General features: G+C 46.3%; 21 protein-coding genes. 19 read left to right on the top strand and 2 right to left on the bottom strand.

Translation table 11 applies throughout. From position 1 onward, the window contains the following. The first annotated feature begins 39 nt into the window (after window positions 1-39). From J2736_RS09550 to J2736_RS09510, 9 genes are all read left to right on the top strand, one after another. A complete protein-coding gene (locus J2736_RS09550; RefSeq protein WP_310225829.1) occupies window positions 40-675 on the top strand; it encodes a 2OG-Fe(II) oxygenase in 636 nt (211 codons plus the stop codon). Window positions 676-822: 147 nt separating this feature from the next. Next, entirely contained in the window at window positions 823-2,646 is a 1,824-nt protein-coding gene (locus J2736_RS09545; protein ID WP_310225827.1) for a sensor histidine kinase, read from the top strand. Continuing rightward, the gene (locus J2736_RS09540; RefSeq protein WP_310225825.1) at window positions 2,639-4,159 is read left to right on the top strand and encodes a response regulator transcription factor; all 1,521 of its coding nucleotides are present in this window, start codon (window positions 2,639-2,641) and stop codon (window positions 4,157-4,159) included. The genes J2736_RS09545 and J2736_RS09540 overlap by 8 nt, the downstream gene beginning before the upstream one ends. A gap of 173 nt (window positions 4,160-4,332) precedes the next feature. Continuing rightward, window positions 4,333-5,811, top strand: coding sequence for an ABC transporter substrate-binding protein (locus tag J2736_RS09535; protein ID WP_310225823.1), 1,479 nt, complete (start codon window positions 4,333-4,335; stop codon window positions 5,809-5,811). Window positions 5,812-5,886: 75 nt separating this feature from the next. Continuing rightward, window positions 5,887-6,825 (top strand): ABC transporter permease, encoded by a 939-nt coding sequence (locus J2736_RS09530; protein WP_310225821.1) that lies wholly within the window; start codon window positions 5,887-5,889, stop codon window positions 6,823-6,825. A gap of 29 nt (window positions 6,826-6,854) precedes the next feature. After that, on the top strand, window positions 6,855-7,775 hold the full coding sequence (locus J2736_RS09525; RefSeq protein ID WP_310225819.1) for a carbohydrate ABC transporter permease: 921 nt from the start codon (window positions 6,855-6,857) through the stop codon (window positions 7,773-7,775). 45 nt (window positions 7,776-7,820) lie between these two features. Next, the gene (locus tag J2736_RS09520) at window positions 7,821-9,140 is read left to right on the top strand and encodes a glycoside hydrolase family 125 protein (RefSeq protein WP_310225817.1); all 1,320 of its coding nucleotides are present in this window, start codon (window positions 7,821-7,823) and stop codon (window positions 9,138-9,140) included. Continuing rightward, entirely contained in the window at window positions 9,137-12,247 is a 3,111-nt protein-coding gene (locus J2736_RS09515; protein WP_310225815.1) for a beta-galactosidase, read from the top strand. Before J2736_RS09520 ends, J2736_RS09515 begins: the two co-directional genes overlap by 4 nt. 3 nt (window positions 12,248-12,250) lie before the next feature. Continuing rightward, a complete protein-coding gene (locus J2736_RS09510) occupies window positions 12,251-14,980 on the top strand; it encodes an alpha-mannosidase (protein ID WP_310225814.1) in 2,730 nt (909 codons plus the stop codon). 75 nt (window positions 14,981-15,055) lie between these two features. Here J2736_RS09510 and J2736_RS09505 read toward each other — a convergent pair whose 3' ends face one another. Next, a complete protein-coding gene (locus J2736_RS09505) occupies window positions 15,056-16,279 on the bottom strand; it encodes a glycoside hydrolase family 130 protein (protein ID WP_310225811.1) in 1,224 nt (407 codons plus the stop codon). Window positions 16,280-16,415: 136 nt separating this feature from the next. On the opposite strand from J2736_RS09505, the gene J2736_RS09500 reads away from it, so the two are divergent. The 10 genes from J2736_RS09500 (at window position 16,416) to J2736_RS09455 (ending at window position 25,725) form a co-directional block, all read left to right on the top strand. Beyond that, window positions 16,416-17,324, top strand: a complete 909-nt coding sequence (locus tag J2736_RS09500) for an AraC family transcriptional regulator (RefSeq protein ID WP_310225809.1) — start codon at window positions 16,416-16,418, stop codon at window positions 17,322-17,324. A 138-nt stretch (window positions 17,325-17,462) separates the two neighbouring features. Then, entirely contained in the window at window positions 17,463-18,614 is a 1,152-nt protein-coding gene (locus tag J2736_RS09495; RefSeq protein WP_310225807.1) for a Gfo/Idh/MocA family protein, read from the top strand. Window positions 18,615-18,684: 70 nt separating this feature from the next. Then, on the top strand, window positions 18,685-19,848 hold the full coding sequence (locus J2736_RS09490) for a dihydrodipicolinate synthase family protein (RefSeq protein ID WP_310225805.1): 1,164 nt from the start codon (window positions 18,685-18,687) through the stop codon (window positions 19,846-19,848). Between the two features lie 36 nt (window positions 19,849-19,884). After that, window positions 19,885-20,706, top strand: a complete 822-nt coding sequence (locus J2736_RS09485) for a sugar phosphate isomerase/epimerase family protein (protein WP_310225803.1) — start codon at window positions 19,885-19,887, stop codon at window positions 20,704-20,706. A 47-nt stretch (window positions 20,707-20,753) separates the two neighbouring features. Further along, the gene (locus J2736_RS09480; RefSeq protein WP_310225801.1) at window positions 20,754-20,918 is read left to right on the top strand and encodes a hypothetical protein; all 165 of its coding nucleotides are present in this window, start codon (window positions 20,754-20,756) and stop codon (window positions 20,916-20,918) included. Window positions 20,919-21,018: 100 nt separating this feature from the next. Further along, complete coding sequence (locus tag J2736_RS09475) at window positions 21,019-21,837, top strand: AraC family transcriptional regulator (RefSeq protein WP_310225799.1); 819 nt, start codon at window positions 21,019-21,021, stop codon at window positions 21,835-21,837. 88 nt (window positions 21,838-21,925) lie between these two features. Further along, window positions 21,926-22,210 carry a helix-turn-helix domain-containing protein gene (locus J2736_RS09470; RefSeq protein ID WP_310225797.1) on the top strand — a complete coding sequence of 95 codons (285 nt, stop codon included), beginning with the start codon at window positions 21,926-21,928 and terminating at the stop codon, window positions 22,208-22,210. A gap of 254 nt (window positions 22,211-22,464) precedes the next feature. Further along, a complete protein-coding gene (locus J2736_RS09465; RefSeq protein WP_310225795.1) occupies window positions 22,465-23,034 on the top strand; it encodes a 50S ribosomal protein L25 in 570 nt (189 codons plus the stop codon). Between the two features lie 263 nt (window positions 23,035-23,297). Beyond that, complete coding sequence (gene poxB / locus J2736_RS09460; protein WP_310225793.1) at window positions 23,298-25,019, top strand: ubiquinone-dependent pyruvate dehydrogenase; 1,722 nt, start codon at window positions 23,298-23,300, stop codon at window positions 25,017-25,019. Between the two features lie 211 nt (window positions 25,020-25,230). After that, on the top strand, window positions 25,231-25,725 hold the full coding sequence (locus J2736_RS09455; RefSeq protein WP_310225792.1) for a ParB N-terminal domain-containing protein: 495 nt from the start codon (window positions 25,231-25,233) through the stop codon (window positions 25,723-25,725). 240 nt (window positions 25,726-25,965) lie between these two features. On the opposite strand, the gene J2736_RS09450 is transcribed toward J2736_RS09455, so the two are convergent. Then, window positions 25,966-26,616 carry a hypothetical protein gene (locus J2736_RS09450; protein ID WP_310225791.1) on the bottom strand — a complete coding sequence of 217 codons (651 nt, stop codon included), beginning with the start codon at window positions 26,614-26,616 and terminating at the stop codon, window positions 25,966-25,968. Window positions 26,617-26,625: the final 9 nt, after the last annotated feature.

Below are 26,625 nucleotides of genomic sequence, written 5' to 3'. Positions count from 1 at the left end.
CTCATTCATCGTAGTCATGTTTATGAGGAGGATACAACGATGCCCATTAGTGAGCAGACGATTTTCAATTCATCTGGCAACACAATTACTACGAAGGATAGAGAGATTCATATTGTCGGCAAATTGGATGAACCGCTTATTTTGATTTTGGACAATGTATTAAGCCATACAGAATGTGACACGTTGATTAATTTAGCGAATAACCGATTGCAGCGAGCTAAAATTGGTAAATCTCGTGTAGTAAGCGATGTTCGAACAAGCAGCAACATGTTTTTTGAGGAAAGCGAAAATGAATGGATTGGAGTCATCGAGAGCAGAGTTTCTGAACTGATGAATATACCGATTTCACATGCAGAACCCATGCAAATTTTACATTATAAAGCTGGTGAACAGTATATGCCTCATTTGGACTATTTCACATCGGAGAATGTTGTCAATAATCGCATCAGCACGCTAGTGATGTATTTAAATGACGTGGAAAAAGGGGGCGAAACGTATTTCCCTTCGCTTCGTTTTACCGTAACACCGAAAAAAGGAAGGGCTGTTTATTTTGAATATTTATATACAGATAATCTCTTAAATGAGCTAACCTTACATGCAGGAAATCCCGTCACCATCGGGGAAAAATGGGTAGCGACCCAGTGGATGCGAAGACAAAGACTCCGCAATACGTAAACGTGGTAACCATACTTAACGATCACAAGGGCTGCAACGTTGCAGTCCTTTGATGCGTTTGAGGGGTTATTGCAGTAGGACAAAATTTATGTGCTTGAGATTATTATGCTATAATGTACCCGATTAACAGCAGGAGATGATAACGCGATGGTATTGCGCAAGATATATCGGAATTATTTGCAAAATAATTTATTTATGAGGCTGCTGCTCCTCTTTTCGATGATAACGGTTGTAACGATAATTTCGTTCTCTTATTTTATGTATTATTCGATGTCGCAAGCAGCCATTCATAGAGAGTTGGATATCCATAAGAAAGCCCTAACGAGCGTTAATAATTATTTGGGTGGAAATTATGATGCAGCACAGTCGATCCTATTTGGCCTTTATCGGGATAGTTCGCTAGCCTCGGGTCTATCTTTTATGTTGCAACATCCTTTTCAAGAATATGTGCAACACAGTTTGGAGCAGTACAATTTAGGCGGCAAAAGCATGTGGAATGATGGGCTGCAGTATTTTAAAAATCAAGTGGAAGACAACAAAGAAATTAGTAATTTGCTGTTATACAGTGAAGATCAGCAGACCTTATATGCGCTAGGGCGAAATGGACAGATGAAACTTGTTCCCACCAATCGCGCACGCTCTTATATCCCAGATGTCATGGCTCTCGAAAGTAAGAGTGTGGAACTGCCAAATATTTGGGTGCGTGACGCAATCGGACAGTGGGATCCCAACCTGTATGCGATTCGAACGCCAATCTCGGACAAGTTAACGCTGAAGACGATTGGTCAGCAAGTCGTTTTTTTTAGTACGGATGGGATTTGGAATATTCTGAAGAATGATAAGGATGAGCTAAAAGGGATGATTCTTGTCTTGGCGCCGGATGGCGGCGTGCTCTTCGATTCGTCGAATCAATACGTGGGTCAGATCTATCCACATATGGATCAAATCAATGCGATGTATGAGAATAGTGGTTCCAGTCAGAGCGACTATGTAACGAAGTTGACACAAAGCAAGGGGAATTTCAGCACAGTCAGCATTATTCCCCGCCAAGAGCTGGATGCTTCCTCAAAGAAAATCCGCAGTACGATTTTCCTCATTAGTGCGATATGTATTTTTTTCGCCATCCTGATTCCGTTCCTAGTTGTGATGAGTGTCGCCAAACGGACGAATCAAATCATCCGTTTCACCCGAAAGGTGAAACAAGGCGATCTTAGTGTGCGAATACCTGATGTACGGGAGGATGAGATCGGGCAAATTTCCCGGAGCTTTAACGAGATGATTGAGGAATTGAACCTCTATATTGATCGGGTGTATAAGGCGAACATTAAGCAAAAACAGACGGAGCTGACGGCACTGCAAGCTAGAGTGAATCCGCATTTCCTCTACAATACGCTGGAAGTGATTCGGATGCGGGCAATTTCGCAAGGCGCACATGACGTAGGGGAAATGATCTACAGTTTATCAGCGCTGTTCCGAAGTTTTGTCCAACAGAAGAAAATCTATACGCTCAAACATGAGTTGGAAGCCTGTCGTCTGTATCTGGAACTATTTCAAATTCGATACAAGGATAAATTTACGTACGCCATGGATTGGGACCCGCGGCTCGGCTCTGTACGCGTGATGAAAATGTCACTGCAACCCATCATTGAGAATTACATTGTGCACGGTTTGCGAAGCGAAAGCTCGGATAATGAGATTCACATTCGAGTGAAGCAGGTAGAGACGTATCTCCATGTGCAGATTGAAGACAACGGCAATGGAATCTCGCCCCAGCGGCTCAATGAATTGACGTTATTTCTGCAAGATGAGGAATTAGAAGGGGAGTCTTTTGGTTTGCGAAGCATCAATCAACGGCTTAAACTGCTCTACGGCAGTAAATACGGTGTAAAATTACATAGCCAGCCTGGCCAAGGAACGATTATTGATATCTGGATGCCGATAGACTGTGAAGGGGAGGCGGACGATGTTTAGGGTCTTTCTTGTGGATGATGAGCCTTTCATTATTGAAGGGTTATATGACATTATTGATTGGGCAGAAGTTGGTTTGGAAATTGTGGGACACGCCAGCAATGGACAGAAGGCTTTGGACGCTTTGCAGGAAACATCGGTCGATATTTTGTTGACAGATATCTCCATGCCGATTATGAATGGGCTGGATTTGATTCGACAGGCACGATTGGTTCACCCGGAATTAAAAGTGATCGTGCTCAGTGGATTTGATGAGTTTTCTTACTTAAAAGAAGGCATGCAGCTGGGCATCGAAAATTACTTGCTCAAGCCTATTAACATCCAAGAACTTAAAGCTTCGCTGCAAAATATCGTAGAGAAGCTGAATACCATGAACGAGACGCAGTTGGTTCAGGCGTACAGTAAGCAAATATTGAAAGATAACACGCTGCATCGGTGGTTGACGCAACAGATTGCGCCACTGGAGTTCTATGAGCGTGCAGAACTTTTAGGTATCAACTTAGCAAGCGCCTATATGGTCGCAGCCGTTCTACGAATGCCCGCCCACGCAGATAGGGGCCAGGAATTTATTGCTGGCCAGCTGGATGCCTATGAATGGGTGACCGTTTTCCGTGATATGGACGGAGATATCTTGCTGCTTGCCTCCATGGATCACATGGAAGAGGGGAAAAGAGAACTGATGGCACTGCTTCATCAGCTTCATACCGCGCTGCAAGACCAAGCGGTTCGCATCTCGATTGGGAGCGTCGGTCACATGCCGGATGGCGTCGCACAAAGCTATGAAGCCGCCAAAAAAGCACAGGAGTATTTCTGGATTTATCCTGAGCTGCCAGTCATAGATTATCAGGAGTTGGCGATGCATCAAGACAATCCCAAGGTGGATTTCTCGATCATTGATTGGCCGGCCTATGCGAAGCTTATTATTGCCAAAGATATAGAAAACTTACGTACTGGTATCCATAACGACTTCAAGCGAATTCAATCTTTGCCTGGCGTTACGCCGCGCGATTTTCAGAATATCGCTTTTGAGATGGTCATTCATTTCAAGTTGGAAATCAAAGCTATCCGCCATACCGAAGTCCTAGAGATGTATCATCTTGCTTTTGACCAGATTCGCGAGGCGGTGGTGCTGGAAGAATTGGAAGCTGCCATCCTGGAAATTGCGGAGACGACCATTGGCTTTTTGGTGTCGGACGTTCGAAGTCCGATTGTGCAGCAGGTGTTAAAATATGTGCAACAATCCTATGCGGAGGAGCTCTCGCTCAAAATGCTTGGCGCTCATTACCACATCCATCCCGTTTACTTAGGGCAATTGTTTCAGAAAGAAATGAATGAGACATTCACGGAGTATATGAACCGTTTTCGAGTCGAGAAGGCGAAAGAACTGCTGAAGACAACACATGCCAAGGTTCATCAGATCGCGAGTGAGGTAGGTTACTCCGAATTGGGTTATTTTTATAAACAATTCAAAAAATATGTTGGTATTTCGCCAACGGATTATCGTGGATTGCTCTAGGGAAACTTAGTAGCAGTCCTTTTTTTACAAAAAATTAATTGACAGCGTTTTTTTCTTTAGTTTAGACAGGGTTCATTTAGTTTATCGTCTATTTGTAATTGCTTTCATGCAGTACTGTAAATATAGCCCCTACGGGCGTAGAAAAAGAGTATTCACTTGGGAGGACTCAAAAAATGAGAAGAATGAAAAAAAACTTGGTCACAACACTAGGATTAACGTTAGCTGTTTCCTTGACGCTTAGCGCATGTGGCAGCAAAGATGCCGGCGATGCGAAAGGGAATGCGGCAGCGAATAAACCTGTTGAATTAATTTGGTATACAATCGGAACACCACAGAAAGATGTGGATCGCGTTATGGCTGAAGTCAGCAAGTACACCGCGGAAAAAATCGGTGTTACCGTGAAAATGAATATGACAGATTGGGGCGATTATGCTCAAAAAATGCAAGTCATGACGGCTTCCGGCACACCTATGGACATTATGTTCACGTCTTCATGGGCATTTGATTATGTGCAAAATGCACGTAAAGGTGCATTCAAGTCGATTGACGAGCTGTTGCAAAAAAATGGACAAGGCATCGTCAAAGTATTGGATCCTGCTTTCCTGAACGGCTCCAAAGTAGATGGACATAATTACGGTGTTCCAGCGAATAAAGAGTTGCCTGCACAAGATGTATGGCGTTTCAACAAAACACTGGCTGACAAATATAGCCTTAGTCTAGATAACGTGAAATCATTGGAAAGCTTAGAGCCGCTGCTTTCAGCGATTAAAGCGAAAGAGCCGAATGTTTATGGATTGGCTGTTGATAAAAACTATATGCCGTATGTGCCTTACGACTACATCATTGAGAAGATGCCAATGGCGGTTAGCGTAGACAACAAAGTTTTGAAAGTCGTTAACATTTTAGATACACCAGAAATGAAACAAGCTTTGAAAACAATGAATAAGTATTACAAAGCGGGCTACATTCCAACAGAAGCATCCACATTGACATCCCTGAATGATGTTCAAGTGACGGGCAAATGGTTCGCTGATAAAGCGACCAATCAACCTTTCGCGGACAACCTTTGGTCAGCAAGCTATGGATACCCTGTTGTATCCAAACCAGCTAGCCCTGCTCTTATTTATAACTGGTCCGTCATGGGCTCCATGCAAGCGATCTCGGCCAACTCCAAATATCCAGAAAAAGCGATGGAATTCCTGAACCTGCTTAATACAGATCCAGTTCTTCGCAACATGGTTGATTCCGGTATTGATGGCGAGCACTACAAAAAAGTCGGCACTGACAAAATGGAAAACTTACCGGCATCCAAAAACTATGATATGCCTACGTTCTCCCTTGGTAATGTACTTTTGACATACAAAGATGTGAAAGACCCTGAGAACAAGTGGGAAGAGTTCAAGAAATTTAACGATACAGGCGTACCTGCTCCGCTTCTTGGCTTTAACTTCGATCCAACGAAAGTCATCAACGAAATCGCCGCTGTACAGAACGTGAAAGAAGAGTTCTGGGCAACACTGATGACGGGTACTGTTGATCCGGATAAATACATTCCACTTGCAAACGAGAAATTCAAAGCAGCTGGATTGGATAAAATCATGACAGAAGCACAAAGTCAAATTGACGCTTGGAAAACAGCTAACAAAAAATAGAAGCAAGCCCGAGGATGAGGTGAATGTTCTGCATTCACCTGATCTTTGTCTTGTTATCAGCGAAGGGGTGATTGTATGAACAGAATAGGAACTTTTTTCAAAGATGTTAAACAAAGCAGAGTGCTGCTGCTCATGGCATTACCGGCAACGCTTTGGTTCCTGTTCTTCTCGTATTTACCGATGGCAGGCATGGTGATTGCTTTCAAGCAGTACCGTTACAGCCGTGATGGTTTTTGGGCAAGTATTGTGGAGAGCAAGTGGGTTGGCTTACAGAACTTCAAATTCCTTTTTAGTACGAACGATGCTTATATCATTACGCGAAACACGCTGCTATACAATATTGTGTTCATTATTGCAGGTCTGGTGTTGTCCGTTGGACTCGCCATTGTGTTATCTGAAATTACGAATAAAAAGCTTGCTAAGCTTTATCAAACAGGTATGTTCATGCCCTATTTCTTATCTTGGGTCATCGTCGGCTATTTTGTATTCAGTTTCCTAAGTGTGGATAAAGGAATGCTTAATCATATACTTCCCTGGTTTGGCGTGGATCCGATTCGTTGGTATAACGACAAGACGTATTGGCCGCTTATTATTGTTCTCGTGTACCTCTGGAAATCAGTCGGATACAGCTCTGTTGTCTATTTGGCGGCGATCATGGGGATCGATAAATCGCTCTATGAAGCAGCTATGATTGACGGTGCGAGCAAATGGCAGCAGATCCGCCACATTACCTTCCCGATGTTAAAACCATTAATGACGATTCTGACGCTGCTGGCGATCGGGCGCATTTTCTATGCAGACTTTGGCTTGTTCCTGCAAGTGCCTAGGGATTCTGGGACGTTATACCCTGTAACCAATGTTATTGATACTTACGTGTACCGCGGCCTTAAATCTACGGGAGAAATCGGCATGAGTACAGCGGCTGGCTTGTATCAGTCCGTGATCGGTTTCATTCTCGTGATGACTTCGAACTATGTCGTTAGAAAATTTGATAGGGACAATGCACTCTTTTAACCTAGGATTGCGGAAAGGAGGAACTGATTATGAATGCTGTCAAACCGATGAAAAAACATGACTTTCATAAATTACCGCCACTTTTGAATGTGTTTGCTCATTTGGCCGCGGGACTTTTTACAATTGCCTGTGTATTCCCGTTTCTGTTTGTGACGATCATTTCGTTCACCGATGAGAAATCGCTGAATACGAACGGGTACCGCATCATCCCGGAGAAATGGAGCCTAGAAGCGTACCGTTATCTCTTCAAAGCAGGCGATCAATTGCTGATGTCCTATGGCGTCACAATCCTTGTGACTGTCGTTGGTACGCTTGTTAGCTTGATTCTGACCGCTACGTTTGCTTATGCGATTTCGCGGAAAAGTTTTAAATTTCGGAATTTCTTCGGCTTCTTCGCCTTTTTTACGATGCTCTTTAACGGTGGACTTGTACCGACTTATATTGTGATGACGCAATTGCTTGGGCTCAAGGATTCCCTGTGGGCTTTGGTTCTGCCATTAGCGGGCAACGCCTTCTATATCATGATTATGCGTACTTTCTTTAGTACATCTGTACCGGATGCCATTATCGAATCAGGCAAAATTGATGGAGCCGGCGAATTTGGGATCTTCATCAAACTCGTGCTGCCGCTGTCCCTGCCAGGGCTGGCGACGATTGGGTTATTCAGTACCTTGGGGTACTGGAATGATTGGTTCAATGCGCTGTTGTACATCGACACGCCAAACTTAGTACCACTGCAATCGATGCTCATGCGGATTGAGAACAGCATGCAGTTCCTGCTCCAGAACACGAGCAACCCGTCGGTTGGCATAGGCTTGCTGCAATCGCTGCCGCAGGATACTTCGCGGATGGCGATGGTTGTACTTGCGACAGGACCGATTATTTTCGCTTATCCGTTCTTCCAACGGTACTTCATTCAAGGTTTAACGATCGGCGCTGTAAAAGAGTAGTACTGTAAGCAACTACGTAGATTATAGAAATGTGGAGGATTTACCGTGGAACAATTCAGACTGCCCAAAATTCCGATGCCCAAACTGGAACTGCCCCAAGCCATTCAAGATGTCTTGCTGGAAGCCGAAGAAAAGCTGGCGCATCGTCCTAAACTCCTGCAATTATTTAAAAATTGTTTTCCAAATACATTAGAAACGACAACGAAGCTGATGCCAGATGGCACCACGTTTGTCATCACGGGTGATATTCCAGCGTCCTGGCTGCGTGATTCTGTCGAACAGGTTATGCATTACGTGCCTTTTGCCAAAGAAGATACGGATCTTCAACGTATCATTAGCGGGTTAATTAAACGTCATATTCAGTACATTCATATTGATCCTTATGCGAATGCGTTTAATGAGTCGGCCAATGACTGGCATTGGAACAAGGCAGACCAAACCGAGATGTCGCCATGGGTATGGGAGCGCAAATTTGAGCTCGATTCTTTGTGTTTCTCGATGCGTCTCGCTTATGCCTATTGGAAGGAAACCGAATTGACGGATATCTTTGACGCTGGTTTTAAAGCCGCGATGGTTAAGATCTATGAGTTGTTCCTAACCGAGCAGCATCATTTTGAAAAGTCGCCTTATCGCTTTACTCGCAATAACGGGATTCCTACCGATTCTCTCCGCAATAACGGCTTGGGCATGCCTGTGAATTATACAGGAATGGTGTGGTCAGGCTTCCGTTCTAGTGACGATGCGTGTGACTTTCATTACAACATTCCAGCGAATATGTTCGCGGTCGTTGCTCTTCGTCATATGCAAGAATTCGCGGAATGGGTGTTCCGCGACATGGATTTCTTGGCACAACTTAAAGCACTTGAAGCAGACATTGATCATGGCATTCAATTGTATGGGATTTATCGTCATCCAACATTTGGACCCATTTATGCGTATGAAACGGACGGCTTTGGCAATCACTGCCTGATGGATGATGCCGGGACACCAGGTCTAATGTCGATTCCTTACTTGGGCTATGTATCAGCGGACGATCCTATTTATCAAAACACAAGACGGTTTGCGCTTAGCAAAGAGAATCCGTTCTATTTTGAAGGCAAGGTGGCTCGTGGAATAGGCAGTCCGCATACGCCGGATGATTACATTTGGCATATGGCACTGTCCATGCAAGGCATTACGGCGTCCACATCGGAAGAGAAGCTGGAGATGATCGCGATGCTGGAAGCGACAGATGCAGATACGGGATTCATGCATGAAGGTTTTCACGTTGATGATCCAACGATTTTCACGCGTAAATGGTTTGCATGGTCGAACAGCTTGTTCTCTCAATTGGTGTATCAAGCGATGAAGGATGGTCTTCTATGAGTCGCCCGATCCTTATCTTCCATGAGCCCGGATTCCCGAGCAGTTCGTTGAGCGATGTACCCATCGAGCAATTGACGGCGCTGGGAGCGGTTGTGGTAGGTGCCGATGCGCTTGGAGAGGCACTACGATCAGCAACCAACGGATGTTTCGTCAATTTGCATGCGCCATATTTTCCAAAAGCGGCGTGGCCTGACATTCTGGCGTTCTTGCAGCGCGGCGGCGGTCTGCTGAGTGTTGGCGGCGCAGCCTTCAAGCGTCCTGTACGCTGGGAAAATGAGAATTGGCTTGTGGAATCGGAGCAGACTGGCTACCACCAGCAGCTGCATATTCATGAAATGCTACGAATTGAAAGTACGCCATTCCGTTCTTATATCACGTCAGAAACCTTACCATTATTGCAAGGGCAAGAGTCGCTATTCGCGCTTGCTGATACTTGGAATATGGTGCCGCATACGACGCGAGACAGTGATTTGCCTCATCAGATGGGTGCGGCGGGGACGATGAGCACGCAGATTTATCCGCTGCTGAAGAGCATAGGTAAGACAGGCCGGGAACTAGCGGCTCCTGTCGTCCTATGGGAGAATTCGCGCGGTGCGTTTATCGGTTCGCGCTGGATGTTCGTTAATGTGCCGCTGAGCCCCTCGTTCTGGAGCGAAGGTGGTGCGCAGCGCTTGGCCGAGTGGGCGAGATTCTGTGCGAGCGGTGTGACGGAGTTGTGGATCAAGCCGAATTATGCCAGCTATGAACCAGGCGAGCATGCGATGCTTACGATTCAAACACAACTTATCGGGGAGAAAGATGCCGCCGTTAAAGAGTGGACACTCGACCTTCGTGTCGAGCATGACAACGGTACGCAAGATGCTTGGACCTCTCGTTTAACTGTTAAAGTTAACAAAGAATTCAATGTGGTGCGCATTCCGGTGCCGCTAGATATACAGCGTGGTTTATATCGCGTAACGTGCAAGGCAATCTCCGAGGATGGCGAACAGCGTATGCTTCGTCAAGGATTCTGGGGGCACGATGCAGGGCTGCTTTCAGAAGGCCAGCCCATCACTTGCGGTCGCGATTATTTCATCAAAGATGGACGTCCATTGCCAGTCGTTGGCATGACATACATGACGTCCGATGTAGCTCGCAAATTCTTATTCCTGCCGAATAGCGATGTCTGGGATCGGGATATGGCTCAAATGTCCAAAGCAGGAATCAACTGGATTCGTACGGGCATTTGGACTGCCTACCGCAATATTATGCAGGTGGATGGCCATGCTTCGGAAGAAGTATTGAGAGCGATCGATGCCTTCCTCTTGACGGCTAAAAAACATAATCTGCAGGTGACGTTTACCTTCTTCTCCTTCACACCTGAAACTTGGGAAGGGGTTAATCCCTATCTCGATCCGCAAAGTGTGGAAGCTCAGAAGAGATTCATCCGCTCCATCGTATCCCGACATGGGGAGACGACTCATGTTGATTGGGACTTGATTAACGAGCCATCGATGTTCGATCCCGCTCAGATATTCTCGAATGGACCTCGTTCCAGTCGGGATAAGTATGAGCGGGCAGCTTTCATCGCATGGTTGAAGCAGCGTCATGAACGTATTGAAGAGCTGCAAGAGCGCTGGAATATGACGCCTATTGAGCTTCCAACGTATGAAGCAGCTGCAATTCCCGAAGCGGATGACATCAATTTCGACGTGCAGGATATGCATCGGGCGAAAAAAGGAACACGCTGGCTCGATTATTGCTTATTCTCAATGGAGATGCACAACCAGTGGGCCAAACAGCTGTATGATACCATCAAAGAAGTCGTACCTGAGCATCTTGTCGTAGTCGGCCAAGACGAAGCACTTGGCGCGCAGCGTCCTTCTCCGCTCTTCTACGAAGAGGCGGTAGATTACACAACCGTCCATTCGTGGTGGCTGAATGATAACCTTGTTTGGGATGGTATCTTTGCCAAAACAGCCCATAAGCCGAATGTGATTCAAGAGACGGGCATTATGTATGTAGAGACACCGGATGGACGTGCGAAACGTTCGGAGATCGAGCTGCGCAGTATGTTGGAGCGCAAATATGCTTATGCCTTTGCAACTGGAGGGGCAGGAGCTATTCATTGGATTTGGAACACCAATTTCTATATGGATAACGCGAATGAGTCACACATCGGAGCGCTTCGTGCCGATGGCACAGAGAAGCCGGAAGCGGATGTTTCCTATGAATTCGGCCGCTTTATGGCTGAGATAAGAGATCTATTCCAGGAGCGGGAGCTGGAAGATATTGTGGCTGTATTCCCCTATTCCAACGATTTTTCCAATCGGAAATTGGCATTTGATGCCACGACGACCATGACGCGTGTGCTGTCATACGAGATGAAGCTGCCATTCCGCGCGGCTTCGGAATATCACTTGGAAGCGCTGGAGGGGCAACCTGCGAAGCTGATTTTGCTTCCAAGTGCGCATAATGTGGATGAGCAAGCATGGCATAAGCTGATCGACATTGTGAAACGCACAGGTGCAACATTACTGGCTACAGGTCCAATTAGTTTGGACGCGTACTGGAAGATGAAGCAGCGTCTCGTCGATGAGCTAGGTGAAGCAGAACTTCACAATGTTCGCCGGGAAGAAATGCTTGAACTTCAAGGCACTTTGTATCCTGTTTCCTATGGGCGTCGCCGAATTGCGGAAACAATGAAAGAAGTGCGTGTTAAAGGTGGAGCAGCAAGTACTGGCGGGGATCGTGTTGTCGATATTCCTTTAGGCAATGGTCGATTGATTTGGAGTCCGCTGCCAGTGGAAGTAAACGACCGGATGGACACGGTAGAGGCACTTTACCGGTATGCAGTGACTGCTGCTGATTGCAGCAGCGGATTGCAGTGGCTTCAAGGCGATCTTGCAGGGATTTACGGAAGGAAGCTGCGTTTTAAGGACGGTTTCTTATATGTATTTGTCTCCGAATTTGCTTGGGATGTGAATGTTAAAGTTCGCGATACCGATAGTGACACGACATATGCGTTCACCCTAGAGAAAGAGCGTTCTGTGCTCTTTGCCGCAGATCGACAAGGGCAATTGATTTCCATTTATCGCCCAGATGAAGTTCATATTGAAAGGAGCTAACCCATGAGTACCAAACGAACGGCTCATATCATCTCCCATACCCATTGGGATCGGGAGTGGTATTTACCATATGAAAAGCACCACGTGCGACTAGTTAAACTCGTAGATACGTTATTAGATAAAATGGATCAAGATGCCAATTATCGCAGTTTCTTTCTGGATGGTCAGACAATTATTCTGGAGGATTACTTGCAGGTCAGACCCGAGCAGAAGGATCGTCTAACCAAATTGATTCAGGATGGCCGTATTCTCATCGGACCTTGGTACATTTTGCAGGATGCCTTCTTAACGAGTGGCGAAGCGAATGTCCGTAATATGCAGATTGGGCATCAAGATGCGAAAGCTTATGGCGATGTGTCGAAAATCGGCTATTTTCCCGACACGTTCGGTTTAGTCGGGCAGACGCCGCAATTGATGCAGCAGTCCGGCATCACGAATGCCTTATTCGGACGCGGCGTGAAGCCGACGGGATTCAATAACACAGTCTCCGATGGTGATTTTGAATCTTCCTTCTCGGAGCTGGTTTGGGAAGGTCCGGATGGCTCCCAGGTGCTGGGTATTCTATTTGCCAACTGGTATTCCAATGGGAATGAGATCCCTGCTGACAAGGAAGAAGCCAAAGCTTATTGGGAACGCAAGCTGGCAGACGCGGAGAAGTATGCTTCTACGGGGGAATTGCTCTTCATGAATGGCTGTGATCATCAGCCTGTTCAACTTGATTTGCCAGAAGCCATTCAAACGGCGAGCGAGCTTTTCCCAGATACAACTTTTGTTCACTCGAATTTTAACGATTACTTGGCGGCTGTTCAGCGTTCAGGGAAGCAGGAACTTTCGACGGTCAAAGGTGAACTTCGCAGTCAGCGAACGGATGGATGGTCAACACTTGTCAATACAGCTTCGGCGCGTGTGTACTTGAAGCAGATGAATCAGCTTGGACAATCGATGTTGGAGAAAGTGGCAGAGCCGCTCGCGGCATTCGCCCATGTTCTTAAAGTCGGGGAGAAGTACCCGCATCACCTGTTCACTTATGCTTGGAAGACCTTAATGCAAAACCATCCGCATGACAGCATTTGCGGCTGTTCTGTGGATGAAGTGCACCGTGAAATGGTCACACGCTTCGATAAGAGCCGTCATGTTGCTGAGGCCATTATCGATGACAGCAAGCAAGCCATCGCGGATGCGATCAATACGTTTGGCTTTACGGTGACTGGCGAAGGTGCTCTGCCCGTAGTCGTGTTTAATACGTCGGGTTGGGAACGCTCGGGAGTAGTAAGTATCGAGATGGATGCTTTACGTCTCTATTTCCGAGATGGCTATACACTTGAAGAAGCAAGCGCTCTTGCCAAAGCAGCAGATCTTACAGGACGCGTACTCGTGGATGCTTCTTCGCAGTCTCTGCCATGTACGGTCGAAGATCTCGGCTTGCAATTCGGATACGATTTGCCGGACGACAAGTTCCGTCAGCCGTATATGTGCCGAAAAGTAAGATTGACGTTCGAAGCCGATAAGGTGCCGGCACTAGGTTTGAAAACGTACGCTTGGGTGAAGAAGGAAGCGGAATTGGTCACTTCTTCGCTGTTCACAAATGAGCGGGTCATGGAAAATGCTGCGATCAAGATTGACATCGCGGATAACGGTTCTTTCACGCTGACGGATAAGAAGAACGGCCGCACGTACCGGGATTTAGGTGTATACGAGAATGTCGGAGATATTGGCAACGAGTATATGTTCCGTCAACCGGATGGCGAAACGTCATTGACAACGAGCGCCTTGCAAGCACAAATCCGTGTACTTCAAGATACAGCATTCCAAGCTTCCGTTGAAATCGTCCACGAGTGGTCGATTCCTGCGTCGGGCGACGACATGCTGGACGTTGAACAACGTGACTTGGTGTACTATCCGCATCGTAAAGCACAGCGTTCTACGCGCATGATTCCGATGCGGATTCGCACGGTGGTCAGCTTGAGCCGCAGCGGGCAAGGGGTAGAGATCGAATCATCCTTCAACAATCAGGCGAAGGATCATCGTCTGCGGATGTTATTCCCAACGGATCTGACAGCGCAAACGCATCATGTTGATTCGATGTTTGAAGTTGTGAAGCGCGATAATACGCCGGCTTCAGAATGGGAGAACCCAAGCAATACCCAGCATCAACAAGCATTCGTTGATGTCAGCGAAACAGGTACGGGCTTGGTTGTTGCCAATCTCGGATTGAACGAATACGAGGTTCTGCGCGATGGGCGGAATACGATCGCTGTAACGCTCCTGCGTGCAGTTGGCGAACTCGGCGATTGGGGCTTGTTCCCGACGCCGGAAGCGCAATGTCTAGGCGAGCACACCGTTCGATTGGCGATTTTCCCGCATAATGGGGATGGCGCACAATACGAAGCCTATACGGCCGCATACCAGTTCCAAATTCCTTGGACATTGGCACAGACTGGCATCCATGATGGCCAAATTGGTTTGACATATGCTCCTCTCCAATGGGAGGGTGAAGGGCTTGCCTTTTCCTCAATGAAACTAAATGAAGCATCAGAGGATGTACTGCTTCGTTGGTACAACATGCGTTCACAGCATGCAGAGGTTAAAGTCAGTACGCAACTTCCTCAGCAGAATTTCTACAAGAGCACGATCTTGGAAATACAAGGCGAGCGTTTGGCCGTAGAGGCAGACGGCGCATTAACGTTGCCAGTAGGTCCTTGTGAGATTGTAACAATCGGGATTCAGCGGTAGGAAGGGGGAAGGTTATTAAGAAAAAATAGGCTGTCTCAAAAAGTCTTTATCGACTTTTGAGACAGCCTATTCCTATTACCTGTGAATAGGATTGCCTTGTGAATCGTATTGGCGAATGTGCGCAATAAGCTCCTCGCGGTTTACCCAAGAGATGCCGACCTTCTGATCAGCAGCACCATAAGCCATAATCAATTCTTCGCCGACAAAAATACCTGCGGTGGTGAATAGGCATGGAGTTGGGTAGTCAGAGGGCATTTCCCATTCTTGCTGCGCATACATTAACCGATTCGAGCAGCGATGTGTGACCACAGGGAAGTCGTTCTCCTGCTCCTTCACGATCATGAAGGATTGCGTATACCCAAAGTAAATATCTTTCTTACCATGATACGACACAAGCCATTCCCCATCCCCAATTGAAAGTGGCGGCCAAGAAGCACCTACCTTGTTAGCCTCCCAATCGAAGAGAGAGGTTGCGAGCAATCGGTGAGTTGCTTTTGGGGATGCAAAATCTTCAATGTGCTCTGCGGCCGCCAAAAAAATCGACGGTCGGGTTACTTCGTCGCCTTGCGGGAACGGCTTAGGGTTCATTGGACGATGGAGCATAACGTATTGCGGCTTACCGTCGATCACCATTTTTTCAGGGAACAAGAAGACGTCGCGGTTATCACTGACATGACCCTCAGATAACGGGCACACGTACTGGAATGCTTCCTCATACTTGCCCTCGCTAAGTTTATCGAGATGCAGTCTATACAGAACGGTCACGGTGTCATTGGTACGAGCGGTTTGAGTGAAGGCATCATCTCCTTCATGAACCCAATCGGGTACATACGCATACCTGGTTATAACCGGCGGATCCTGATCTTCCAACCAGTAAGGGCCTGGGGGGAACATGCGGCAGGCAACAGACACATAGAGTTCGTCTTCGATGTAAAAAATACGTGGATCCTCGATACAACCGTTCGAATAATCGCGTACACGTTTGCCGTGGATATCTGTAATATAGATATCTTCTTTCTCTTGCTTTAAGCCAGGAATAATAGCAGGGCGAGTGAAATCCACTTCCCAAGTTACTCCTTTATCGTCACTGAAAGCATATCCGAGAAATATCGGATAGGGGTCATGTTTGCCTTCCTGACGCGCTTGCGGCCACGGTCCAGTTGCCCGGAATAGCATGTGAAGCCGCTCAGACTTCGGATCTTGCACGATAGCGGGGTTGAGCACCATTTTATTAGCCCAATCGCAGTCGGGTTGAGGGATAAGCGCAGGTGTTGGCGAATAGCGGAATTGAGGTAGCATGAGTAGGTGAGCCTCCTATATTATGTTGCTACTATCAGCATACAAACTCACAGTCTAGTCGAAAAGAGACAGGAACGACATTGTTTCGTAAAAATGTCGTTCCTGTTATAGTGGATAGACGAGGAGGCTGATTCTCATGTCCACAGCTCATGAATCGCCACAAGTAGCAATGCGCTATACCGATCTAGATATTAAAATTCCGCTTGGCCCCATGTTAATCAATCTAATCTACATTAACTATGAAGCACCGATTGCTTCGTGGGGATATCCTAACCATTGTCACAGCAGTTATGAGCTACACTACATTACTAGAGGAAAAGGTACGCTGGAGGTAGCGGAAAAGACGTTTCTCATAAAGCCGGGAACTTTTTATTTAACAGGTCCGGGCGTCTATCATCGGCAGCTTGCTGACAGTGAAGATCCTATGGATGAATTTTGTATTAATTTCGAAGTAAGACTGCGAAAGCGAAAGCCGCAAAAGAACGATACATATCTGACCCAAGAAACGAAAGACATATGGAATACATTGTTGAACACTTCCTTCTGGTTCGGACAGGATGAGCTGGGAACAGTCAACCTTTTTGGCAGTATCATGGACGAGTTTGAACAACAATGGCTCGGTCAATATACCGTGATTCAGAGTCTCGCTACCCAAATTATTGTCAATGCGGTGCGTAGTTTTGCGGGGGAGAGGCGTTCCACCTACCATATTCCCAAGAAACTGCTGAATGATTCCAGACGCTTCCTAGCTGATGATTACTTCCGATTACCGCATAAGGATATGAGTTCCAAGGAGCTTGCAGCTCAGATAGGCATTAGCCAGCGTCAATTGGAACGTCTCATGCAGAGTTACTATGGTGTGACCTTTCGAGAGAAGCTGCAGTTCAGCCGAATGGAGAAGGCGAAGGAGCTCCTGCGCAACATGGAACTTCCCATTAACGCTGTAGCAGATCAGATCGGTTATATGTCGCCAAGTTATTTTACGAAGCATTTTCGGAGCTATACGGGTTTAACGCCAATGCAGTTCAGGCAGCAATACATGTAGCTCAGTCAGAAAAACTTTATATTCGGTAATCAGAACAAAGAAACACTTCCAATTTCAGGAATCCATTTCGGCTTTTAGTACGACAATCTGTCTATGCAAAAGGTAGAATATTCCTGAGAAGAAGGAAGGGGTTTTCTGATGACGACACATTCTATTGGTATTATTATGAACGGCGTGACAGGGCGCATGGGAACGAACCAGCACTTATCACGCTCCATCGTCGCTATTCGCGAACAAGGCGGCGTGACATTGCCCAATGGCGATACCATTATGCCTGACCCGATATTAATTGGACGGCAGGAGAAGAAAATTAAGGCACTAGCAGAAAAGTACGGCGTTGCCCGTTGGAGTACGGATGTGGATGCCGCGCTTGCCGATCCTTATAACGTAATCTATTTTGATTCTCAGACGACGGTAATGAGGGCAGAGAGCTTGCGCAAAGCTATTCGTGCGGGAAAACATATCTATACGGAAAAGCCTACTGCTACCAGCTTGGAAGAATCGCTTGAATTAGCCAGATTGGCAAGGGAAGCAGGCTTGAAGAACGGCGTCGTTCAGGACAAACTATTTCTTCCTGGCTTGTTGAAGCTAAAGCGTTTGGTTGACTCTGGTTTTTTTGGGACTATTCTATCTGTCCGAATGGAATTTGGCTATTGGGTGTTCGAAGGGGATTGGCAGCCAGCTCAACGGCCTTCCTGGAACTATCGGAAAGAAGATGGCGGTGGAATTATTGTCGATATGTTCGCACATTGGCGGTATGTATTGGACAATTTGTTCGGAGAAGTGCGCTCTGTATCTTGCCTTGGTGTCACTCATATCCCACAACGCGTGGACGAACTCAATCAAGTCTATGAAGGCACAGCAGATGATGCTGCCTACGCGACATTTGAATTGGAGGGCGGCATCATCGTACAGGCCAATTCGTCATGGGTAGTTCGAGTGGATCGCGATGATTTATTGACCATTCAAGTTGACGGTACCGAAGGTAGCGCGGTCGCTGGGTTACGTGAATGCAAAACGCAACATCGCGTCCAAACACCAAAACCAGTGTGGAATCCGGATATTCCGAACCCGCATTCATTCCGTGAACAATGGCAGAATGTTCCAGATAATATGGTTTTCGATAACGGCTTTAAAGTGCAATGGGAAATGTTCCTTAAGCATGTAGTGGCAGATCAACCGTTCAAATGGGACTTGTTCGAAGGAGCAAAAGGTACTCAGCTAGCCGAACTTGGGTTGCAGTCGTGGAAAGAACGACGCTGGATTGATATACCAGAGTTACCGCTGTGATAAATAGTAAGCGGATAGCTTGAACTGATCTCAAGCTCTCGATATTAATCTTGATTAGGGGGAAACCACGTTGTCTACGGTGTTGAAGCTCCTACGAACAGGAGGAACCTTATCTCCTTACACGCCAGGGCGAAGCGGTTCGTTCACACAACCGCAAAACCCACTTATTAGCCGTACGGCGTTTTCCGCTGCTCATGTCGTTTGCGATCCGTTTGCTGATACGAATCCACTGCATGATTCGCGAATAGATTGGGATGCCACGCTAGCTTATCGAAGGCATTTATGGTCGCTTGGTCTTTCAGTCGCCGAGGCCATGGACACGGCTCAACGCGGCATGGGTCTTCATTGGACACGGGCGCAAGAGCTTATCTCGCGTTCGATTACGGAGGCCAAAGCAGTGAATGGCCGCATCGCTTGCGGTGCTGGAACGGATCATCTGCTGCCATCGAATGAGGTAACACTCGAAGATGTTGAGGCAGCATACGAGCAGCAATGCGCGTTCGTAGAAGGAGAAGGCGGGCAAATTATACTTATGGCAAGCCGGGCACTTACTGCGGCTGCTCGGGGACCTGAAGATTATGAAAGGGTTTACAGCCGTATTTTGAGCCAAGTCTCTCAGCCCGTAATCTTGCATTGGCTTGGAGATATGTTCGATCCTGCACTCGCAGGGTACTGGGGGCATCGGAATCTGAATGAGGCTATGGATGTATGCTTGAGAGTCATTCACGCTCATGCCGATAAGGTGGATGGAATTAAGATTTCGCTGCTCGATGCAGATAAAGAAATCGCAATGCGTCGACGTCTGCCTAGCACGGTTAAGATGTATACCGGAGATGATTTCAATTATCCAACACTTATCCGTGGTGATGAGCAAGGATACAGTCATGCACTCCTCGGTATATTTGATGCGATTGCACCTGCAGCTTCTGCTGCCATTCAAGCGCTTGATCGGGGAGACATGGCGGCATATGAAAGAATTCTAGAGCCGACTGTCGCACTTTCTCGTCATATTTTTCAAACGCCTACTTATGCTTACAAGACTGGCATTGTATTCATGGCTTATTTGAATGGACATCAATCACACTTTCGCATGCTAGGCGGACAGGAAAGCTCGCGTTCGCTTACTCATTTATGTGAGTTATTTGTACTTGCCGATAGAGCTGGGCTCCTTGTGGATCCCGAACTAGCATCGGAGCGGATGCGACTCGTGTTGGCTATGCATGGCATTATTTAACAACTCCACAAATTAATAATGAGGAGGGCTTATGAGATGTACAGTCAACCTTCGATGTCACGTCTTAGTTTGAATCAAATAACAACGGATAACTGGAGTTTGCGAGAGGCAGTCGATGGATGCGTTCGTGCAGGCATTCCGTGGATCGCACCTTGGCGACACAAAGTAGCTGAACTGGGGCTTAATGAAAGTGTGAAAATCATTACAGACTCTGGTTTGCGCGTATCGAGTCTGTGTCGAGGGGGATATTTTCCTGCAGCAACGGCGGCTGAACGAGAAGCGCGTCTGGATGATAATCGGCGTGCTGTTGATGAAGCAGCAGCGCTTGGAGCAGAGACGCTCGTTCTCGTTTGTGGCCCTGCTCCTGACCGCGACATCGATCGTGCGAGGGGGTGGGTTCAAGAAGGCATAGACCGTCTAGTCCCCTATGCAAAAGATAGAGGTATTAAACTTGGCATCGAACCGCTTCATCCCATGTATGCGGCAGAACGGTCTGTTATTGTCACGCTGGGTCAAGCTAATCAAATGGCGGAGCAGTACGCAGCAAGCGAAGTAGGCGTAGTTGTAGATGTGTTTCATGTCTGGTGGGATCCCCAGTTATATACGGAAATACGCAGGGCAGGCAATCGCATACTAGGCTTTCACGTATCCGATTGGATCGTTCCGACGCCGGATTTGCTTCTTGGCCGTGGGATGATGGGCGACGGCGTGATAGAGCTAAGAAGAATACGGCAAATGGTTGAAGAGGTCGGTTATCAGGGTCCTATTGAAGTTGAAATTTTCAATAAGTCGATCTGGGATCTCCCCGGCGATGAAGTCATTACTACAATGAAACAGCGATACACGGAGTATGTGTAAAGGTTATTCTAGGTCAATCATACGTCTGTATAGACGAGGGTAGGCAGGTGGTCATTATTCATGATGCGGATTTCGTAGCGCAGTTGCTCTATTGGAGAGAGGATGATGGTAAAGTCATCGTCCCAGAAGATCAGAGGAAGCAAACGAAGCTGAAGCCCAAAGTCACCAAAAAATATACGAAACGAAAGACATCAGGTAAAAAGGGATGCTAATCAACTTTACGAAAAGAAAGCGCTTGTCTCCTGCTAAACTCCGATCTACAATGGATGAAAGGGTTTCCAAGTTGGGGGTTATAAAGGAGGCGAGCCCATCATGACGTTTAGAAAATTATATCTTCCACATCATGGTGTCCACTTGTATGAAAGCCAGCATCGGGATCGTAATGTTGTAGGCAGTCATCATCATGACGTCTATCAATTGTTATATGGTATGGAGGGCGAAGGACAAATAACGCTCAATGGTAAAACATATCAGATTGGGCAAGATGTAGCCGCATTGATTGTGCCTTATTCCGAGCATTCGATTAGTACGACCTCCAAATTGACACTTCTCGTGCTTGCCTTTCACCGAACTTCGATCGATATCTATGCGCAAGAGGAATTGCTTGGCAAGTTCTTCGGAGCTTCTTCCTTGTTAAAACTGAATGCGTTTGCAAGTAGTGAGCTTCGGAGATTGCTGCGCAAAATGCTTTACGAGCAATTGCAGGAAGATTTACTGAACACATTTGCGATTAAGCTGCATATGGAAGAGCTTCTGCTTGAACTTGCCCGTTCCCAACAAATTCCTCATACTCCTGATGCTAACTCACTTCGCGCGGAACGCATTTGTAACTATATAGATACCCACTATTTCGAACCCATCACATCGACAGACATTGCCGTTCGGATGAATATGAGCGTACGGCATGTGAGCAGTATTTTCAAAGAACGATATCAGAAAACGCCGTCGCAATATTTAAGCGAGGTACGTATTGGAGTTGCCAGCAAACTTTTGCTAGAAACGGATAAAGATATCGTCTCCATCTGCTTTGAAGTAGGCTATGAGACGGTGTCCGCTTTTTACCGTACGTTTAGAAATATGGTGGGCATGTCCCCAAATCACTTTCGTCAATCAGTCAAACGAAACAACTAGCAAATACTAGCTTCCTATGACCATTTTTTCTTGTCAATTCATTGACTCTCCATTGCGTTCCCTATATATTTATGGAGGGGGTGTATGTGTGTCAGTCATACGCAGTAAATTAAAAGAAGTTATGGAAAATCACGATCCTAAATTATCGATACGCAAGCTTGCGAAAGAGATTAACTACCACTTTGACTCCGTTCGTCGTATGTATAAGGATGAGATGGTACAGTATCCTAGGGACTTATTACTGAAGCTTTGTCTGTATTTTAATGTCCAGCCTGGGCAGCTCATCGGCATCGACATGGATGTAGAAAGTGATTGGACGATAGATGCATCAATGGATTATCAGGAAGACGTCAATGACAAGGAATTCAATTAAAAGTGCTGAAACTAGTGTTTATTGAGTTTGGAAATCGCGATGTATACATATAGCAGCCCCGTTTCACTACTACGGGAGAAAGTCATCTTAAGAAGAGTTGAGGAACGGGACAGCGAGTTCTCTCAACTCTTCTTTTTTTACATGCAAGAATGAAAAGTATCGAGGGAGTTCCCCTTAAAGTTTGACTAGATTTTATGGTCATGTTATAATTACTTTGACAAGAATTTATGGTCAAAGAGAGCAGGAAACAAACAATGAGTAAATTTATTCAATTGAACAAGCGCACTGGTGAAACAAAGTCCACTATGAATCTAGCAAGAAAACAGGGACGCATCCCGGCTGTGTTGTATGGGATTGGTAAAGATACTTTGTCTGTAGAAGTAAATGAAAAAGAAATGTTGGATATTTTGAAAAAAAATCCACGAGCTATTCTGCAGGGTAATACATCCGATGAGAAAATAATTCCGATCATCGTTCAGAGTGTCCAAAAGGATGCGATGTCGGGCAATCTGCTGCATATCGACTTTCATCATGTGAACATGACTGAAATCATGGACAGCAAAGTTACTATTCAATTTTCTGGAGAGGCAATCGGGGTTAAATCCGGTGGGGTTCTACAGATTGAAATCTATGAAGTAGAAGTACGTTGTATGCCTGGTGATTTGCCGACTTCCATGGAAGTGGATATCAGTGGCCTTGATACTGGCGACAAGCTTCTCGTTTCCGACTTGATCTTCAAGGATGGCATTGAAGTGTTGACGGATGCGAATACGGTTATGATTCAAATCAAAACCGTTCATGAGGAAGTTGAAGCAACAGCCTAGTAAAAATCGTCCCCTTATGGTGGAGAGTGTTTAAGCTTATGAGCTTAAATACTTCTGCTGTGAGGGGATTTTTTTGTTTCTTAACTTGATAGTTACCTATTACTTATTTTGGGGATAAAAATATAACTTATAGGAAAATATAGCAGCAAGTGGTGTGCCTAATGTCGACGTTTTCCAATCCTAAAATCAATCCCTTACACGGTTGTATTCTATGTATGAGTGCAACATTAGGCAATTAGTAAAAACAAAAAGGAGAGATTCCCTTGAGAAGAACGATTGCGGATTCCATCGTGGAATCCCTGCTAAATGCCGGGGTGAAGCGAATTTACGGCATTATCGGCGATTCGCTAAATGCCTTGCTAGATGCAATCCGACGTTCTGGAAAAATAGAATGGATCCATGTCCGCCATGAAGAGGTTGCAGCTTTCGCGGCGGGGGCAGATGCCGCCATGAACGGAGGAATCGCCGTATGTGCAGGTAGCAGTGGACCAGGTAATTTGCATCTCATTAACGGATTATACGATTGCCATCGAAACAGGGTGCCAGTTCTTGCAATTGCCGCTCATATACCGAGCAGTGAAATTGGCAGCAGTTTTTTTCAAGAGACCCGTCCGGACATGTTGTTTCAGGAATGCAGCTTTTTTTGTGAGGTCGTAACTGGACCTGGGCAAATGCCTCGAGCGGTTACAATGGCAATGCAAACCGCGACGGCAAGGTCAGGAGTTTCTGTCTTAGTGCTTCCAGGTGATGTAGCAGCTTTCGAATACGACGAAAGCCCCGTTCCGGAACGCATTATCCATTCCACACATCCGATTGTATGCCCTTCTGCAGAAGAATTGAAGACGCTTGCCGACTACTTAAACAAAGGTAAGAGAATCACTTTGCTGTGCGGTGCTGGTTGCGCGGGAGCTCATGCTTCGCTCATGAAGTTGTGCGAGAAACTACAATCCCCGATGGTGATAGCGCTGCGAGGAAAAGAATATCTGGAATACGACAACCCGTATTCCGTTGGATTAACCGGCCTCATCGGATCTTCTTCCGGATACCACGCTATGATGGAATGCGATGTCTTGCTCATGCTGGGTACTGATTTTCCATACCGACAATTTTATCCGCACGAAGCGACCATCCTTCAGGTTGATTTGGATTCATCCCGACTAGGCCGGCGAACGACGTTAGCATACGGAGTGTGCGGAGACGTGAAGACGACGGTCGAAATGTTGATACCCTTGCTAAACGAACCGCACTCCTCTGATCATTTGCAGTATTTTGCCGCACATTATGCCAAAGTCCGCCAGGAACTGGACAATCTTGCAGCTCCCGGCAGAGCGCCTATTCATCCGCAATTCCTCATGAAGGTAATCAGTGATCTCGCAGATGAAGATGCCGTTTTGACTTGCGATGTTGGAACGCCGACTGTGTGGGCTGCCCGATATTTGAGAATGAATGGAAAAAGAAGGCTTCTTGGCTCGTTTAACCATGGAACAATGGCGAACGCAATGCCCCAGGCGATTGGGGCGCAGGTTGCGCAGCCGGGACGCCAGGTCGTATCTCTGTCGGGAGATGGGGGAATCACCATGCTGCTCGGAGATCTGTTGACCCTCCGTCAGCATAAGCTCCCGATCAAGATCGTTGTCTTTAATAATGGCGCGCTTGCATTCGTGGAATTGGAAATGAAAGCAGCCGGCTTTTTGGAATTCGGAACGGAACTCGACAATCCGAATTTTGCGGCTCTGGCTCAAGCTATGGGAATCGAAGGAATTCGGGTCGAGGATCCGAATGACTTGGAAAGCGCCGTTCGTCGAGCGTTCGAACACAACGGTCCGGTACTGCTGGATGTCATCGTCAATCGTCAGGAGCTGGCTATGCCGCCTAAGATCAACTTCGAGCAGGCACGCGGATTTACGATGTGGATGCTGAAAGCCGTTTTGAACGGGCAAGGCAACGAAATTATCGAGCTGGCGAAAACCAATCTTCTTCGGTAATAAATAGCCGTAGTCCTCATCTGATTTATCAGGTGGGGGCTATTTTAGTGCGAAAAGCACCTGGTTTACTTATACTCTCTGGGAGCATAAGAATAGGTATTACTGCCAAGTTGTATCCATTTATGGCATGCACCTCCAATACGCTAACATACATACACTGTAACACCATGGAATACATTACATTAAGCAGCGGTATTGAGGAGGGGTAGCGTTGAGATATACAGTGCAATATATACCTCTAAATAAGATTAAGCAGGACAATACCAATACGAAGACTTCACCACGTAAGAAGGAGTTTAAAAAAGTTGCACAGGACCTTATGCAATTACTCATTGTGCAAAAAAGCAAGAAAGATGGTGACTATATTATCCAGGATGGACATCATCATTTCGCATTCCTCAAAAAGCATACCAATAAAAATCGGGCTGTGTGCCTCGTGGATGAAAGCAAGATGTCAACTAATTTCGGGAATTTTGTTAATCGATTTCGGAAACGGCAACTGCCTTATGACATCCCGTACCTCAAACCAAATCGGTTTGAAATCAACAGTTGGACCATTATTCGAAAATTTTTAAAGCAAGAACCACGTTTTCGGATGCTCTCTCGCAGTCAGCAGTTGAAGGTAATTCGGCTTGGTATTCAATATAGGAAAACAACGGTGCAATCCATGCAAGCAAAAGTAGAAGACATGATAAAAAGACTCTAAGGAAGTTTTATCATGATCCAACGGAAACCGGCATACGTTCGGTGTCCGTTGGTTATTTGTGCATGTGGCAAATTATGTAAAAAAACAAAGAGGCGGTAGCTATTTATTCTGCTGCCGTTTTTTTGGTGTCTCACTATGAAAAAAAGCTAAACGATCCATTTCCCCGGAAATAATTATTAAGTAGGTGATTTGATCTCATGTGCCAAGTACGGATTCTTCCAAGCGTAGAAAGGTTGCCGGTCAGGTGGGCAAACAGCTAATGAGGCAAACCGCCTGCGCGCTCAAACATACCGGTGTGCATAAGACAGCGAAGATGCCGCATGCGGCCCGACAAGCGTTTCCGATACGATAACATTTTGCATTGCATTCGGGATCAGCGGTCGCACCTTTGCCTCGTTTCGGAGTCAGTTTCTTTATCACACGCTCAAGTTTAGTAAATAGTCGTTTAAGGGCAAATTGGAGCGATTTATCGATGCTGATCTTTAATGTTGTACCGTCTTTGAATCTAATTTTTTTGGTGTGCGTGCAAGAGCAACCACATTGACAAGCGCTTTCAAGTCTAACGGGAACGATTGCTTTCTTATTAATAAATCCTCTAGCAGTGATAGTGTTGTTCTTATCTTGGAGAATAATGTTGGCACTGGAGACGCCGTCCACTTGTTTACCAAAGGAAGCCGTGAGTCTGCTGCTTGTGCGATCCAGAGATTGTATTTTGAATATTACTAAGTTAGAGGCATTCTGGGTGATGTTTAGGAAGATGTCGGAGACACCTCGACTGGCGTTCAAAACGATTCCTATGTTCGCACTCAAGATGCCTTCTTGCTTGGATTTTATACTTGTTGTTGCAAAAAGGGTGGTCGTTCCGTTGACTGTGCGTAGTAGTCCGGGCATAGCTATCAC

Source organism: Paenibacillus qinlingensis, from assembly GCF_031455095.1.
Lineage (GTDB): Bacteria > Bacillota > Bacilli > Paenibacillales > NBRC-103111 > Paenibacillus_E > Paenibacillus_E qinlingensis_A.
Note: the sequence above shows the minus strand (reverse complement) of the source record. Positions and strands in the feature narration are given on the sequence as shown.

What these genes read in the sequence shown, in the direction of transcription:
- J2736_RS09550 (WP_310225829.1), top strand. Translation starts at nt 40, where the DNA reads ATGCCCATTAGTGAGCAGACGATTTTCAATTCATCTGGCAACACAATT.
- J2736_RS09545 (WP_310225827.1), top strand. Translation starts at nt 823, where the DNA reads ATGGTATTGCGCAAGATATATCGGAATTATTTGCAAAATAATTTATTT.
- J2736_RS09540 (WP_310225825.1), top strand. Translation starts at nt 2,639, where the DNA reads ATGTTTAGGGTCTTTCTTGTGGATGATGAGCCTTTCATTATTGAAGGG.
- J2736_RS09535 (WP_310225823.1), top strand. Translation starts at nt 4,333, where the DNA reads ATGAGAAGAATGAAAAAAAACTTGGTCACAACACTAGGATTAACGTTA.
- J2736_RS09530 (WP_310225821.1), top strand. Translation starts at nt 5,887, where the DNA reads ATGAACAGAATAGGAACTTTTTTCAAAGATGTTAAACAAAGCAGAGTG.
- J2736_RS09525 (WP_310225819.1), top strand. Translation starts at nt 6,855, where the DNA reads ATGAATGCTGTCAAACCGATGAAAAAACATGACTTTCATAAATTACCG.
- J2736_RS09515 (WP_310225815.1), top strand. Translation starts at nt 9,137, where the DNA reads ATGAGTCGCCCGATCCTTATCTTCCATGAGCCCGGATTCCCGAGCAGT.
- J2736_RS09510 (WP_310225814.1), top strand. Translation starts at nt 12,251, where the DNA reads ATGAGTACCAAACGAACGGCTCATATCATCTCCCATACCCATTGGGAT.
- J2736_RS09505 (WP_310225811.1), bottom strand. Translation starts at nt 16,279, where the DNA reads ATGCTACCTCAATTCCGCTATTCGCCAACACCTGCGCTTATCCCTCAA.
- J2736_RS09500 (WP_310225809.1), top strand. Translation starts at nt 16,416, where the DNA reads ATGTCCACAGCTCATGAATCGCCACAAGTAGCAATGCGCTATACCGAT.
- J2736_RS09495 (WP_310225807.1), top strand. Translation starts at nt 17,463, where the DNA reads ATGACGACACATTCTATTGGTATTATTATGAACGGCGTGACAGGGCGC.
- J2736_RS09485 (WP_310225803.1), top strand. Translation starts at nt 19,885, where the DNA reads ATGTACAGTCAACCTTCGATGTCACGTCTTAGTTTGAATCAAATAACA.
- J2736_RS09475 (WP_310225799.1), top strand. Translation starts at nt 21,019, where the DNA reads ATGACGTTTAGAAAATTATATCTTCCACATCATGGTGTCCACTTGTAT.
- J2736_RS09465 (WP_310225795.1), top strand. Translation starts at nt 22,465, where the DNA reads ATGAGTAAATTTATTCAATTGAACAAGCGCACTGGTGAAACAAAGTCC.
- J2736_RS09450 (WP_310225791.1), bottom strand. Translation starts at nt 26,616, where the DNA reads ATGCCCGGACTACTACGCACAGTCAACGGAACGACCACCCTTTTTGCA.